This is a genomic window from Longimicrobium sp. (assembly GCF_036554565.1).
Lineage (GTDB): Bacteria > Gemmatimonadota > Gemmatimonadetes > Longimicrobiales > Longimicrobiaceae > Longimicrobium.
In genome coordinates this window covers 1-14103 of sequence record NZ_DATBNB010000396.1, presented here as the reverse complement: position 1 = coordinate 14103, position 14103 = coordinate 1, and the positions used below count along the sequence as shown (strand labels likewise).

Sequence of the window (14103 nt, the reverse complement as noted above, 5' to 3'; positions counted from 1 at the left end):
CAGCCACCCGTACCGCTCCACCGCCTGCTGCGCCACGTACGCCAGCACCGCGTACGCCCCGCCGAACGTCACCGCCGCCGCGTGCCCAAAGAACAGCCCCTGGTCCACGAACACGCTCGCGCGGCCGAACACCATCCACATCAGCCCCACCGGCATCCACCAGATCACCAGCCACAGGGCCACGACCCGCACGGTGTGCATCCACTCCGCGCCGCGGCTCCCCTGGCGCGGGACGGCGCCGGGCGGCGGGGCTTCGGGGCCGGCGCGGTGGCGGTCGATGATCCACCCTGCGACGCCCGCACCGAGCACGATCAGCGGAAAGGGAACCTGCAGGAAGAAGATGCCCGCGAACGCGGCCGCCGCCAGCACAACCAGCGCGCGGTCCTTCAGCGCGCGCCGTCCGATGCGGATCACCGCCTCAACCACCACGGCGATGATCGCCGGTTTCAGACCGAAGAACAGCGCCGCCACCAGCGCGGTGTTGCGATACGCCGCGTAGGTGGCGCTCAGGCCCAGCATGGTGAGGAACCCGGGGAGCACGAACAGCAGCCCCGCCACGAGTCCGCCCTTCGCGCGGTGCAGCAGCCATCCCACGTACGTCGCCAGCTGCTGCGCCTCGGGCCCGGGCAGGAGCATGCAGTAGTTCAGCGCGTGGAGAAAGCGCGCCTCGCCGATCCACCGCTTCTCATCCACCAGGATGCGGTGCATCACCGCGATCTGCCCGGCCGGCCCGCCGAAGCTCAGGAATCCCACGCGCGCCCACGTCCGCACGGCTTCGCGGAAGGGCACGTCTGGGAGCGCGTCGGTCTCGGTGGGGGGTGGCGTCGGGGGGTGCATGGGCGGGAGGATAACCGGCGGACGGAACGAGCACAAACGCAGCGCGGGACCGATCGTTTGAAACCTTGGCTGCTCCTGCCCCGTACGGTGCCGGGCAGGACCTGATGATCCCTAACGGAAAGACGGAGCACCAAGATGTTCGCCTCTACATACAAGCTCGTTTCGAAGTCGGTGCGCAGCGCGATGATCGCCGTGGGCCTGGTGCCCGCCGCCTCCCCCGTTCCCGGGCTCGCCGGATGGCGACGCGCCGCCGCGGCGCGCTGACCCGACTCGGCTGATGAACGATCGAGGCGCGGAGCCAGCCGGTTCCGCGCCTCTTTTCTTTGTGTCACGGCTGTCCGGAGAAGTTCCTTGGAGGAGCCTGTCCACGCTGTTAACTTTATGTCTGGACAAAAGAAAACCCCGGGTTGATCACCGACGCGAGGTCGGGAGAGCAATAGCCCGGGGACAGTGCTCACAATGTAACCGTGATGAACGACGTTGCGCAAGACCTGTACGCTCGTGCCGCCCGGCAGGCACTCACCTGGCGCGACTGGGCAGGTACGGCGCCGGGGCGGCACGCGCCGCGTGACTCGATGATGTTGCTTGCTGGGCCATTCGTGGGCAGGTAGTCTTTGTGGCGGATTCGGATTCATCCCTCGCTTCATCCCCCATCCCACTCCACACGATCATGCGACCCCAGAGCGTCGACGACGTCATCGCGCGGCTCGAATCCATCATCGACGATGCGGTCGCGCGCGGCGACCGCATCGGCTACTTCGCGGCGCTCTACAACCGCGTGACACTGGCCGTGCGCGACGGCATCCGCACGGGACAGTTCCAGGACGGGCCGCGGATGGAGCGGCTGGACGTGACCTTCGCCACGCGCTTCCTGGACGCGCTGGATGCCTGGCGGGCGGGGCAGCTTCCCAGCCGGGTGTGGCTGAAGGCGTTCGTGGCCACGCTCAGCCCCACGCCCGTCATCCTTCAGCACCTGCTGGCGGGGATGAACGCACACATCACGCTGGACCTGGGCATCGCCGCGGCGCGCACCTGCCCCGGCGCCGAGCTGCCTGGCCTGAAGACGGACTTCGACCGCATCAACACCGTCCTCGCCTCGCTCACGCCCACGGTGGAAGGCGAGATCGGCCGCGACTCGCCGGAGTTCGCGCTGCTTTCGCGGATCGCGCCGGCGCTGGAAAACCGCATCGTCGGCTTTGCGATGGACGATGCGCGGGCGATGTCGTGGTCGTTCGCCTCGGCGCTCGCGCCACTGCCGCTGCAGCAGCAGGTTCCGCTCATCGCCCGGCGCGACGACGAGGCCGCGTTCGCCTCCGCCGCCATCCTGGCCGACGGCATCTTTGCGCGCGTCCTGCGGCACAAGGAGAGCGCCGACGTGGCCGCCAACATCCGCTCGCTGGCGCAGGGCGAGTTCCGCATCTCCGTGGCCGCCGCGGACGTGGCCACGGCCGCACCCATCCCCGCCTGACGCTCATCTACCGTGTCCGAGTCCCTCCGCACCGATCTTCACGAAGCCAACCGCCTGTCGTGGAACGCCGCCACCCTGGCGCACAACAGCCACAAGGGCGATCAGGCCGCGTTCTTCCGCGCTGGCGGCAGCACGCTCTTCCCGGAAGAGCTGGAGCTGCTGGGTCCGCTCGCCGGCCGGATGCTGGTGCACCTGCAGTGCAACGCGGGGCAGGACACGCTCAGCCTGGCGCGGCTGGGCGCGGTGGCCACCGGCGTGGACATCAGCGACGAGGCGATCGATTTCGCGCGACGCCTTTCGGCCGAGAGCGGCGTCCCCGCCACGTTCGAGCGCGCCGACGTCTACGCCTGGCTGGCGGAGACCGCGGACGGCGGGCGGCGCTTCGACCTGGCGTTTTCGTCCTATGGCGCCGTGTGCTGGCTGACGGACCTGGATGCGTGGGCGCGTGGAATCGCGCGCATCCTGGCGCCGGGCGGCCGATTCGTGCTGGTTGAGTTCCATCCCGCCGCCATGATGTACGACGAAAACCTGCGCCTGCGGTTCCCCTACTCCAGCCGCGAGCCCATCGAGGTCCAGGAAGGCGTTGGGGACTACGTCGCCGGCTCCGGCGAGGGGCTGATCGCGGGGGAGCAGACGGACGGCGCACAGGACTTCCGCAATCCGTACCGCTCGTACGAGATCCAGTGGGGCACGGCGGAGGTGGCGCAGGCGCTGATCGGCGCGGGGCTGCGCATCGAAACGTTGCGCGAGTGGACCTACTCCAACGGATGGTCGCCTTTCCGCGGGATGCGCGCCGAGCCAGGCCGCCGCTTCCGTATGCCGGATGGCTATCCTGATCTCCCCCTGATGTACGGCGTCTCCGCCCGGCTCGAAGGCTGAATGAATCTTCGCGGCCAGCGATCCGTACTTTTCCGCACGACCTTCCGGCGTCCTTGCCGGAGCGCGCGAGCCCGGATCCTGGCCATCAGCCGATGATGTACGTTGACCAAGCGCAGACCCGCACCCCCGATCCGTGGGCCTTGTTCGGGGTGGACCTGGAACCGGCGCACCTGCCGGTCGTCGCGGATGTGGCCGAGGCGCCGCGCGGGGCTCCCCACGCCCGCATCACCCTGCGCACGGTAGATGGGGGCGTCGCGGCAACGGTCGCCGTCGCCTGGATCATGCTGGCGCTCCTCTCTCTGGTCGGGATGTTCATCGGATGGACGACGGACGTGTCCAACGTGGTGATCGCGGGCGGCTGCATCCTCGTCGCCGGCGCGGCGGGCACGCGGGCGCTGTACCGCAGGCTCGCCCGGCCGATGGCGGATTTCGTCGTCGACGAGCGGGGAATCAGCCAGCGGATGCTGCGTTCGCACGGCGGTGAGGTGACGACGCTGATCCCGTGGGATGGCATCGCCTCCTATCGTGATTCCGAGAGCCTGGACAGCGCGTACCTGCGCGTGGTGGGCACCAGTGGCTTGGCGATCACGCTGCGCCAGGCGCCGCCCACGGAGGAGATGTACCGGCTGATCCGCGTCTTCGCAGCCGAGGCGGAATGGCATGGCGTGCGGGCCTCCGAACCATTGGCCGAACTGCGGAGCTACGCGCCGGGGATCGGGACCACGCTGGTGCTGCTGGTCGCGATGAAGGTGATCTTCGGGTTCCTTCCCGCGGCCGCGGAGGCGATCGGGGCCGCCGTCCTGCTCCTGGTCATCGGCGGATGGAACGCCTACGCGATGCTTTCCGATGACGACCTGGCGCTGGAAGACCGCCAGTCCACGGGATGGGACGCCCGCCTCCGCGATCGCTCGCGCCGGCTGCTGAGCATCGAGACCATCTGACCGCGAGGCGTTCGGGCGCGGATGTTGATTGTGGATCCGTGCCATGATCCGCATCCGCCGCCCCGACACGACTCCCGATCCCCGCATCGAACCCGCCGAGCGCTGGTTCGCCTCGCGGGGATGGGAGCCGTTCGCGTTTCAGCGCGAGGTGTGGAGCGCGTACCTGGATGGCGAGAGCGGGCTGATCCACGCCGCGACGGGAACGGGCAAAACGTACGCGGCGTGGATGGGCGCGGTCTTGGAGTCGCTCGCCGAGGGATCTGCGGGCGGACCCAAGGCGCCGCCGCTGCGCATCCTGTGGATCACCCCGCTCCGCGCGCTCGCCGCCGACACCGAGGCCGCCCTCCGGATGCCGCTGGCGGACCTGGAGCTTTCGTGGACGCTGGAATCGCGCACGGGAGACACCTCCGCGGCCGTCCGATCCCGCCAGCGGACGCGCCTTCCCAGCGCGCTCGTCACCACCCCCGAAAGTCTGGCCCTTCTCCTGTCGCGCGACGATGCCCAGGCGCTGTTCGCGGACTTGCGCGCGGTGATCGTCGATGAGTGGCACGAGCTGATGGGGAGCAAGCGCGGCGTGCAGACCGAGCTGGCCCTGGCGCGGCTGCGCGGCTGGCGCCCCGGGATGCGGACGTGGGGGCTCTCGGCTACCATCGGCAACCTGGAGGACGCGCGCGACGCGCTGCTCGGGGTTCGCGCGGAGTCGAATCCCGGGCGGATCGTGCGCGGGCTGGTGCCCAAGGACATCGTGGTGGATGCGCTGATTCCGCCGACGATCGAGCGGTTCCCCTGGGCCGGGCACCTGGGGACGCAGATGCTTCCGCAGGTGGTGGAGGCGATCGAGGAGGGCGAAACGGCGATCGTCTTCACCAACACGCGGTCCCAGACGGAGATCTGGTACCAGGCGCTGCTGGACGCGCGGCCGGACTGGGCGGGACAGATCGCGCTTCACCACGGGTCGCTGGATCGCGCGCGCCGCGACTGGGTGGAGGACGGCCTGCGCACGGGCAAGCTTCGCTGCGTCGTGGCGACGTCCAGCCTGGACCTGGGGGTGGACTTTTCGCCGGTGGACCGCGTGCTCCAGATCGGCTCGCCCAAGGGCGTGGCGCGCCTGCTTCAGCGCGCGGGGCGCAGCGGGCACCGTCCGGGCGCCGTCAGCCGCGTCACCTGCGTGCCGACGAACACGCTGGAGCTGATCGAGGTGGCTGCGGCGCGTGACGGGGTACGTGCGGTCTCGGTGGAATCCCGCCATCCTGTGGAGCGGCCGCTGGACCTGCTGGCGCAGCACGTGGTGACGGTAGCGCTCGGTGGCGGCTTTCGCGCCGATGAGCTGAAGGCGGAGGTGCGCACCACCCGCTCGTACGCCGGGCTGATGGACGACGAGTGGCAATGGGTGCTGGACTTCGTCACCCGCGGCGGCGATGCGCTGAGCGCCTATCCCGAGTTCCAGCGCGTGGTGGTGCGCGACGACGGCACGTACGTGGTGGAGGACCGCGGCGTGGCGCGCCGGCACCGCATGTCCATCGGCACCATCGTCAGCGATGCGTCCATCACGGTGAAGTACGTGGCGGGGGCGCGGCTCGGCAGCGTGGAAGAAAGCTTCATCGCCCGGCTGAACCCGGGCGACCGCTTCGTCTTCGCGGGAAAGCCGCTGGAGTTCGTCCGCGTGCGCGACATGACGGCCTGGGTGCGCCGGACGAAAAGCACCAAGGGACTCATCCCCCGCTGGATGGGGGCGCGGATGCCGCTCTCCACCGAACTCGCCGCCTCGCTGCGCGCCCGGCTGGAGGAGGCATCGCGCGGCGTCTTCCGCGATCCCGAGATGGAGGCCATCCGGCCCATCCTGGAGGTGCAGGCGCGCTGGTCGCGCATCCCCCGCGCCGACGAGCTGCTGATCGAGCGGGTGAAGACGCGCGAGGGGCACCACCTGTTCCTCTTTCCCTTCGACGGCCGCCTGGTGCACGAGGGGCTGGCGGCGCTCTTCGCGTACCGCATCTCGCGGCTGGTGCCCATCTCGTTCACCATGTCGATGAACGACTACGGCGTGGAGCTGCTGTCGCCGGAGCCGGCCCCGCTGGACGAGGCGCTGGCGGCCGGCCTCCTTTCGCCGCACGGCCTGGTGGACGACGTTCCCGCGTCGCTGAACGCGGCCGAGATGGCGCGCAGGCAGTTCCGCGAGATCGCGCGGGTGGCGGGATTGGTGTTCCAGGGCTTTCCGTACGCGGGCAAGTCCGCCCGGCAGCTGCAGGCCTCCAGCGGGCTGTTCTTCGACGTGTTCACGCGGTACGATCCCGGCAACCTGCTGGTGAGCCAGGCGCATCGCGAGGTGATGGAGCGGCAGCTGGAAAGCAGCCGCCTGGGCCAGACGCTGGAGCGCCTTTCGGCCGGCCGCGTGGTGATCACCGAGCCGAAGCGCACGCCGCCGCTGGCGTTTCCGCTGCTGGTGGACCGCACGCGCAACTCCGTCACCAGCGAGTCGGTGGGCGACCGGGTGCAGCGGATGAAGGTGGCGCTCGAAAAGGCTGCGGACAGCGGGAGGTAGCGCATCGCGGCACGGAATCCGGGATCGGGGTACTCTCTGCGCGGAGTACCCCTCTTCTGTTTGGACCACGGCACGGATCTGCATCACGTGAAGCTGCACGGCGACCTTGAAATCGAACTCTGCGGCGAGCGGCTGGTGCTGCTGGCCGAGCGCGCGGCGTACCGCCCGTCGAACCGCACGCTGCTGGTGGCGGACCCGCACTTCGGCAAGGCGGCGGCGTTCCGGGCGCACGGGCTGGCCGTTCCGGGCGGAACGACGGCGGAAACGCTCGCCCGGCTGACGGCCGCGCTTGAGCGGACCGCAGCGGAGCGCCTCGTGTACCTGGGCGACTTCTTCCACGCGCGCGCCAGCCGCGCCCCCGCGACGCTGGATGCGCTCGCGCGGTGGCGGGATGCGCATTCCCACCTGCGCATCATGCTCGTACGCGGCAACCACGACCGGCACGCGGGCGATCCTCCGCGCGACTTGAGCATTGAGTGCGTCGACGGTCCGCTCCCCGACGCGCCGTTCGCCTACGCGCACCACCCGGAGCCCGCGCCGGCGTGCTACATCCTGGCCGGGCACATCCACCCGTCCGTCACCCTGCGCGGGATCGGGCGCCAGCGCCAGCGGCTCCCCTGCTTCCACTTCGGCCCGCGCGTCGGCATCCTACCCGCCTTCGGCGAGTTCACCGGCACCGCGGACGTGCGGGTAGCGGAAGGCGATCAGCTGTACGTGGTGGCGGATGAACAGGTGCTTCCCATCCAGTGACTCGAGCGGGAAAATCCGGCGCGTGTCCATCCAATCTCTTTAGATGTCATTCCTCGCCCCTTCATCTATGAGATTTCTACCATGAGCAATCCGGCACTTCCCGTCTCCACCCGAATCCGCACCGGCGTTTTCTCGCTGTCCGAGACCACCGTCACGTACGCCGCGTGCCTGGCCGCGTTCGTGATCCTGGCCCGGTACATCCCCGATCCCCAGTTGCTGAAGTTCTCGAACATTGCGCTGCAGAATGTCGGGAACGTACTCGCGCCGCTGATCCTGGTCGCGTTGCTCATCGAGCGCGCCGTCGAGGTGGTGATGACGGTGTGGCGTGCGGAAACCGCCCAGCTGCATGAAGCTCGGCTGGCTCGTGCCCAACAGATGGCAGGGACCAACGCCGCATCGGACCGGGAGGTCGCCGCCGCGGAAATTACTCTGTCACGCTACAAGGCCCAGAGCCGCCGGATCGCGTTCGCGCTCACCTTCACGCTCGGCCTGTTCGTTGCGCAACTCGGGATTCGTGCGATCCAGCAGTTCTTGGCAGAAGGAGCGCTTACCGGCCTCGTGGCCCATCAGGCGGCGACGTTCAGGACCGTGGACATGTGGATCACGGCGGCGATGATCGCCGGTGGGGCGGACGGTATCCACCGAATTGTCTCCGCGTTCACGGCGTTCGCCGACGCCACGAAGAAGCGCGCTACCACCGTCGCTCCGTAAGAACAAGGGCACGCCAAGTCATCTGAAAAGAGCCGGCCCCGGGGTGCTCCCAGGGCCGGCTCTTCAGTTCCGCACTCACGCACTCACGCACTAACGCACTTCCCTCAGTCCGGCAGCGCGAACACGTACAGCGACGTGCCGCGCGGCGCGCCGAACATCTCCGGCGCGAAGCCTTCCAGCCAGCCCCCCCAGCCCGTTGGGACGGCGATGTACTGCTTGCCGTTCACCGAGTACGTCACGGGATTGCTGTGGATGCCGTTGCCCGTCTGATAGCGCCACAGCACCTCGCCCGTGCGCGCGTTCCAGGCGCTGAAGTAGCCGTTGGGCTCGCCCGTGAACACCAGGTCACCCGCCGTGGTCAGGATGGACGCCACCATCGGGTGCGGCGCGCGCCACGACCACGCCTCGCGCCCCGTGACCGGATCGATCGCCTTCACCTGGCCCCACTGCTCGCCCTTCACCTCGGCTTCGCCGCCCAGATAGTACAGCCCTTCGCGGAACTCCACGGGACGCAGGCGGAACTCGGCGCACGCCTCGATGACGGGGGCGTACAGCAGGCCCGTCCGCGGGTTGTACGCGGCGTGCGGCCACTCCTTGGCGCCGGCGGGACCGGGGCAGATCTCCGTGCCCTGCGTCGTCGGCTTCAGCCGCGGCGTCACGCGGCCGGTGCGGTCGATGTCGCCCCAGGTGGTCCGGGCGAAGGGCGACACGCTCACCAGCTGCCCGTTGGTGCGGTCCAGGACGAAGAAGTAGCCGTTGCGGTCGAAGTGGGCCAGCAGCTTCCGCCCGTCGCGGTCGATCAGGATGTTCTCGTTCACCCCGTCGTAGTCCCACACGTCCGTCGGGGTCCACTGGTAGTGCCAGCGGGTGACGCCGTCGTCCGGATCGAAGGCGACGACGGAGCTGGTGTACAGGTTGGCTCCGGGGCGCTCGCGGTCGTCGAACACTGGTCCGGGGTTGCCCGTGCCCCAGTATACCAGGTCCAGCTCCGGATCGTACGTGCCGGTGATCCAGGCCGTGCCTCCGCCGCGCTCCCACGCGTCGCCGCCGCCCCACGTCTCGATGCCGGCCTCGCCGGGGCGCGGCACGTTGTACCGGCGCCAGATGCGCCGGCCGGTATCGATGTCGAAGGCATCCATGTGCCCGCGCACACCGTACTCGGCGCCGGAGCTGCCCACGATCACCATGTTCTTCACGACGAGCGGCGCCATCGTGGCGCTCTCGCCCGCGCGCACGTCGCCGAACACCTGCTCCCACACCTTCTGGCCGTTGGTGGCATCGAGGGCCACGAGGTGCGCGTTCTGGGTGGCCATGATCACCTTGCCCTTGGCCACCGCCACGCCGCGGTTCACGTTGCCGCAGCAGAGCGGAACGTCCAGCGGAATCGCGTGCTGGTACTGCCACAGCACCTGCCCGGTGACGGCGTCCAGCGCCCACACGTAGCCGTCCCACCCGGAAACGAACATCACGCCGTCCACCACGATGGGCGCCGCCTCGAACGAATAGGTGGCGGGGGTGGCGATCAGCCCGATGGGGGCGAATTGGAAGTTCCACGCGGGGCGCAGCCGCGACACGTTGGTGGTGTTGATCTGGTCCAGCGAGCTGAACCGCTGCCCGTCATACGCGCCGTAGTACGTCATCCAGTTTTGCGGCTCGCTCCGGGCGCGCGTCAGGCGATCGCCGGTGACGGTGGCGGTGACGTTGGGCGCGGTGCCGCGGATGGCCTCGTTGTACGCGGGAAACGGGGCGGCCGTGCGGGTGACGGGATACTGCGGCCGGGGTCCCGCGCAGGCGGCGGCCGAAAGCGCCAGAACGGCGAGATAGGCTGTGCGCATCGTGTCGTCTCCTTTACGGCCGGCGCTGGCGGGGACGGTCCAGCTTCGCCTCGGCGGGCACTTCGCCCTCCACCAGCACCAGCCCCAGCATGCCGCGGGGGGCGTGGTTGGCCACGGGGCAGCCGAACCAGTACATCCCCGGCGCGTCGAGTGTGATCCGGGCGCGCCCGCGCGTCTGCATCGGCAGCATCATCGCCTGGCGGTTGCCCTCGTGCGGAAGCGCTACGGCGTGATACGAGAACGGATCGTCGTTCTGGAACTCCAGTTCCAGCTCTCCGCCCTGCGGGACCACGATGATGGCGGGCTGCCAGATGTACTCGCCGGGGGGAATGCGCACGGACTGGCGATACACGCCGTCCGCGCCGCGCTCGGCGTGGCTAAGGCCGCCATGGGCGAAGAGGCGGGCGACGATGGCCTCGTTGGGGTCTTCCACCTTCGGCAGGTAGTTGACCAGGTTCACCATCCGCGGGTTCAGCTGGCGCAGCACGCTGGGCCGCAGGAGCTTCACGTAGTTGCACGAGCTCAGCGATGCCGCCAGGACTGCGGTGGCCGCCACCTTTCCCAACGTTCCCACCCTCATGCGCCCCTCCGAGGTTCTCGTAGCCCTGCGTACCGGATCAGCGCGCAGGGTGACAGGCGGCGGTCATCCACGTGGATGGATCGCGCGATCGCGCGGGGCCAGCGGAACCCCCGCGCACGCCTACCGCGGGTCACCCGAGGCGGCCCGAGCAGCGAATGGCGAGGTGCCCGCAGAGAATGTGCCCGGTTTTTCCAAGGCGGAAACGCGCTCGGAAGGCGTGATACGGCCCTCGCGGACGCAAGGCCGGGGAAGAATATACGAGAAAAGAAGATGCGGCCCCGAGCAGGGACTCGGGCGCCGCTCTCGGGACGTGGAGCGGGTCAGCCGTCGCGGAGAGCGGCGTGCAGGGCGTCGTCGATCGTGGGATGACGGTAGGTGAAGCCGATCTCGCGCAGGCGCCGGGGCTCGGCGCGCTGGCTGGCGAGAAGCGCCTCGTCGGCCATCTCCCCGAACACCAGGCGCAGGCCGAAGCCGGGGACGGGGATCAGCGCGGGGCGGTTGACGGCCCGGCCGAGCGCCGCGGTGAAGTCGGCGTTGCGCACACTGCCGGCGATGGCGTTCACGGGGCCGTGTAGCCGGTCGTCGCGGATGGCTGCCAGCACGATCTCCACCGCGTCGGGGAGCGAAAGCCAGGGCATCCACTGCCGCCCGCTGCCGATGGGCCCGCCGACGCCCATCTGGAAAGGGAGCAGCAGCCGCTGCAGCGCGCCGCCCTTGCGGCTCAGCACGACGCCGAATCGCAGCTTCACCACGCGGATGCCCGCCTGCTCGGCGGGTGCGGAGGCGGCTTCCCACTGCCGTCCCACGTCCGCGAGGAAGCCGGTGCCGGGCGCGCTTGATTCATCGACGGCCTCGTCCCCGCGGTCCCCGTAGATCCCCGTCGCCGATGCCTGCACCAGCACGCGCGGCTTCCGCTGCAGCCCCGCGATCGTCTGGGCGATCAGCCGCGTCCCGTTGACACGGCTTTCCACGATCTGCCGCTTCTTCTCCTCCGTCCACCGCGTACCGACGTTCTCGCCGGCCAGGTGAACGACGGCATCCACCCCTTCGAGCGCCGCGGCGTCGATGGTTCCCGCGCCGGGGTCCCACATCACGTCACCCGGCCCGGCCTTGGCGCGCGAGCGGACCAGGCGCGAAACGGTGTGCCCCTCCGTCCGGAGCCGGTCCACGAGCGCGGCCCCGATCAGGCCGGTGGAGCCGGTGATGGCCACGCGCATGGACGGGGCGGGGGAGGTCGGCGTGGAAACGCTCATCGTAAATGCACACGCAGGAGGATTGTCGACCCGGGCTGTCTCGGGCGAATGAATTCGCTGCAACAACCACACGATGTCCACCTTCGTGGACTACACGCTTTGGCGCGAGTTACAGTCCGGGGCGCGCCCCGGTACCTTCGCACTTTCGCACTCACGCACTCACGCACTCTTCCGCACTTACTGCGCTTGCAGTTCCGCAAGCGGAATCACCTGCTCCAGACGCGTCCGGCGGTCGGCGTCGCGGATGGTGAATCGCAGGGTGCGGGCCTGCCAGTCGATGTCGAGCACACCGTAGTTGAGCGCCACCAGCTTTTCGCCCATCCGATGCCGGTTCTCCTCGGGCCGGTCCTCGGCCCACGTGTGCGTCAGGCCGCTCGAGGTGATGTCGTACATCGGGTAGCCCGCGGCGCTTCCCTCAAGCCTGGAGATTTCGGCGATGTGCCGGTCTCCGCTCAGGAACACCACGCCCGGCGCGCGCGTCTCGCCGATCAGCCGGAACAGCCGGTCCCGTTCGGCGGGAAAGTTCGCCCACTTCTCGAACCGATGGTCCTGCGGCACCACCTGGATGCTGGAGCCGATCAGGTGCACCTGCGCCTGGCTGTTCCGCAGTTCGCGCTCCAGCCACGCCCACTGCTCGTCCCCCAGCACGTCGCCGCCCGAGCCGATCGGATCGCGGTGGTAGCGCGTGTCCAGCAGGATCACTTTCACCTGCCGGCCCGGCGCGCCGTAGACGTACGACTCGTAGACACCGGCACGCGCGCGGCGCGGGCTGGCGGCGGGCACGTCGAAGAAATCGAGCAAGGCCTGCTGGCTTTCGCGCTTCGCCCGGAACTCCTTGCCCCCGTCGTTCAGCCCGTAGTCGTGGTCGTCCCACGTGCCGATGACAGACGCGGTGCCGAGTAGCGCCTGGTAGTCCGGATGCGACTTCTGGCGCGCGTACTTCTGGCGCATCACGGCCATGTCCGTCGTGTCGCCGTAGATGTTGTCGCCCAACCACACCCAGACGTCCGGAACGTCGGCAACCACGTGCTGCCAGAGCGGCTGCGGCCGGTCCTCGTCGCTGCACGACCCGAACGCAATGCGCGATACCGCGGCGGAGGTGGCGGGCGCCGGCTGCGGCTTCGGCGATTCCACGCACGCGGCCGCGGTCAGCGCGGTGAGCACCAGCAGACTGCGGATGTTGATCGTCGGCATCGTCAAATTTGGTGATCGAGGACGGTGCTGTGCGATTCGATGTTCGGCCGGGGTTCGATTGAGGTCGGCGCATGCGGCGGCGGGCCCCTCCCCCGGCCCCTCCCCCCATGCTGCGCATGTGGAGAGGGGAGAACTTCGGCCGGGGTTCGACTGGCTGCCTCGCATTCCTTGGGAGCCCCCTCTCCCCGGCCCTCTCCCCCGCTGCGCAGGGGAAAGGGAGAATTCGTCCGCGATTCCGCTGGCCCCTGCGCACTCAACTGCGCGTGCAGTCCGCGAAGGCGGACTTCGGGCCCTTGTTGCCGCGACTTCAGTCGCCCCAGCAGAGCCAGGGCGCTTGCTCCCTAACCGCGTATCTGGTCCAGCATCTCACCGATCATCCCCAGCGCGTGATCCGCCTGCTCGTCCGTAAGCACGAACGGTGGCGAGAGGGAGAGCACGTTTCCGTGGATCCCCCCGCCCAGCAGCAGCAGCCCCCGCCGCAGTCCCTCCACCATCATGCGGCCCGCCAGCTCCGGCGCGGGCTCGCGGGTGCCGCGGTCGCGCACCAGCTCCACCCCGATCATCATCCCGCGCCCGCGCACTTCGCCCACGTGTGGATGGTCCGCCGTCATCTCTGCCAGCCGCGCCATCATCCGCGCCCCCAGCTCCGCCGACCGCTCCACCAGCCGCTCGTCGCGGAGCACGGCGATGGAGGCCAGCGCCGCGGCGCATCCCACGGGATGGCCCAGGAACGTGGAGGTGTGGATTGCCTCGCCCGTCGACACGGGCCAGGCGCCCATCACCGCGTCCGTACCGATGCAGGCGGCAAAGGGAAACCCGCCCGTGAGCCCCTTGCCTACCACCATCAGGTCCGGCACCACGCCCCAGTGCTCGCAGGCGAACCACCGCCCCGTGCGCCCGAAGCCGGTGTAGATCTCGTCCAGGATCAGCAGCAGCCCGCGCTCATCGCAGATGCGGCGCAGGCCGGGGAGAAAGTCGTCCGGCGGCACCACGTCGCCGCCGCGTGCCTGGATGGGCTCCACCAGGATGGCGCCGATCCCTTCGTGCGCGGTTCCTGGCGTGTCGAGCACGTGCTCGATGTATCGCAGCACCGCCGCCCCCACCTCCTCCGCGTCG

The 14103-nt window shown here is 69.5% G+C and carries 13 protein-coding genes; 7 read left to right on the top strand and 6 right to left on the bottom strand.

Going from position 1 to position 14103, the window contains the following annotated elements; all coding sequences use genetic code 11:
• Positions 1-837: chromate transporter (locus VIB55_RS11015; protein ID WP_349263011.1), on the bottom strand; the 837-nt coding region annotated here is incomplete at its 3' end.
• A gap of 135 nt (positions 838-972) precedes the next feature.
• Here VIB55_RS11015 and VIB55_RS11010 point away from each other — a divergent pair.
• The 7 genes from VIB55_RS11010 to VIB55_RS10980 all read left to right on the top strand — a co-directional run bounded on the left by VIB55_RS11010 (position 973) and on the right by VIB55_RS10980 (position 8125).
• The gene (locus VIB55_RS11010) at positions 973-1101 is read left to right on the top strand and encodes a hypothetical protein (RefSeq protein WP_331876710.1); all 129 of its coding nucleotides are present in this window, start codon (positions 973-975) and stop codon (positions 1099-1101) included.
• 406 nt (positions 1102-1507) lie between these two features.
• Positions 1508-2305 carry a DUF5995 family protein gene (locus VIB55_RS11005; protein ID WP_331876709.1) on the top strand — a complete coding sequence of 266 codons (798 nt, stop codon included), beginning with the start codon at positions 1508-1510 and terminating at the stop codon, positions 2303-2305.
• A 12-nt stretch (positions 2306-2317) separates the two neighbouring features.
• On the top strand, positions 2318-3184 hold the full coding sequence (locus VIB55_RS11000) for a class I SAM-dependent methyltransferase (RefSeq protein WP_331876708.1): 867 nt from the start codon (positions 2318-2320) through the stop codon (positions 3182-3184).
• Between the two features lie 92 nt (positions 3185-3276).
• Positions 3277-4125 (top strand): hypothetical protein, encoded by an 849-nt coding sequence (locus VIB55_RS10995; RefSeq protein ID WP_331876707.1) that lies wholly within the window; start codon positions 3277-3279, stop codon positions 4123-4125.
• Between the two features lie 43 nt (positions 4126-4168).
• Positions 4169-6664 (top strand): ligase-associated DNA damage response DEXH box helicase, encoded by a 2496-nt coding sequence (locus VIB55_RS10990; protein ID WP_331876706.1) that lies wholly within the window; start codon positions 4169-4171, stop codon positions 6662-6664.
• A 93-nt stretch (positions 6665-6757) separates the two neighbouring features.
• On the top strand, positions 6758-7414 hold the full coding sequence (gene pdeM, locus VIB55_RS10985; RefSeq protein ID WP_349263012.1) for a ligase-associated DNA damage response endonuclease PdeM: 657 nt from the start codon (positions 6758-6760) through the stop codon (positions 7412-7414).
• A gap of 81 nt (positions 7415-7495) precedes the next feature.
• Positions 7496-8125 carry a hypothetical protein gene (locus tag VIB55_RS10980; RefSeq protein WP_331876704.1) on the top strand — a complete coding sequence of 210 codons (630 nt, stop codon included), beginning with the start codon at positions 7496-7498 and terminating at the stop codon, positions 8123-8125.
• A 104-nt stretch (positions 8126-8229) separates the two neighbouring features.
• On the opposite strand, the gene VIB55_RS10975 is transcribed toward VIB55_RS10980, so the two are convergent.
• The 5 genes from VIB55_RS10975 to VIB55_RS10955 form a co-directional block, all read right to left on the bottom strand.
• Positions 8230-9960 (bottom strand): PQQ-dependent dehydrogenase, methanol/ethanol family, encoded by a 1731-nt coding sequence (locus VIB55_RS10975; RefSeq protein WP_331876703.1) that lies wholly within the window; start codon positions 9958-9960, stop codon positions 8230-8232.
• A gap of 13 nt (positions 9961-9973) precedes the next feature.
• Entirely contained in the window at positions 9974-10540 is a 567-nt protein-coding gene (locus VIB55_RS10970) for an MSMEG_3727 family PQQ-associated protein (RefSeq protein WP_331876702.1), read from the bottom strand.
• A 320-nt stretch (positions 10541-10860) separates the two neighbouring features.
• The gene (locus VIB55_RS10965) at positions 10861-11793 is read right to left on the bottom strand and encodes a TIGR01777 family oxidoreductase (RefSeq protein WP_331876701.1); all 933 of its coding nucleotides are present in this window, start codon (positions 11791-11793) and stop codon (positions 10861-10863) included.
• A gap of 177 nt (positions 11794-11970) precedes the next feature.
• A complete protein-coding gene (locus tag VIB55_RS10960) occupies positions 11971-12987 on the bottom strand; it encodes an alkaline phosphatase D family protein (protein WP_331876700.1) in 1017 nt (338 codons plus the stop codon).
• Positions 12988-13328: 341 nt separating this feature from the next.
• A partial coding sequence (locus VIB55_RS10955; RefSeq protein WP_331876699.1) for an aspartate aminotransferase family protein occupies positions 13329-14103 on the bottom strand: 775 nt, incomplete at its 5' end.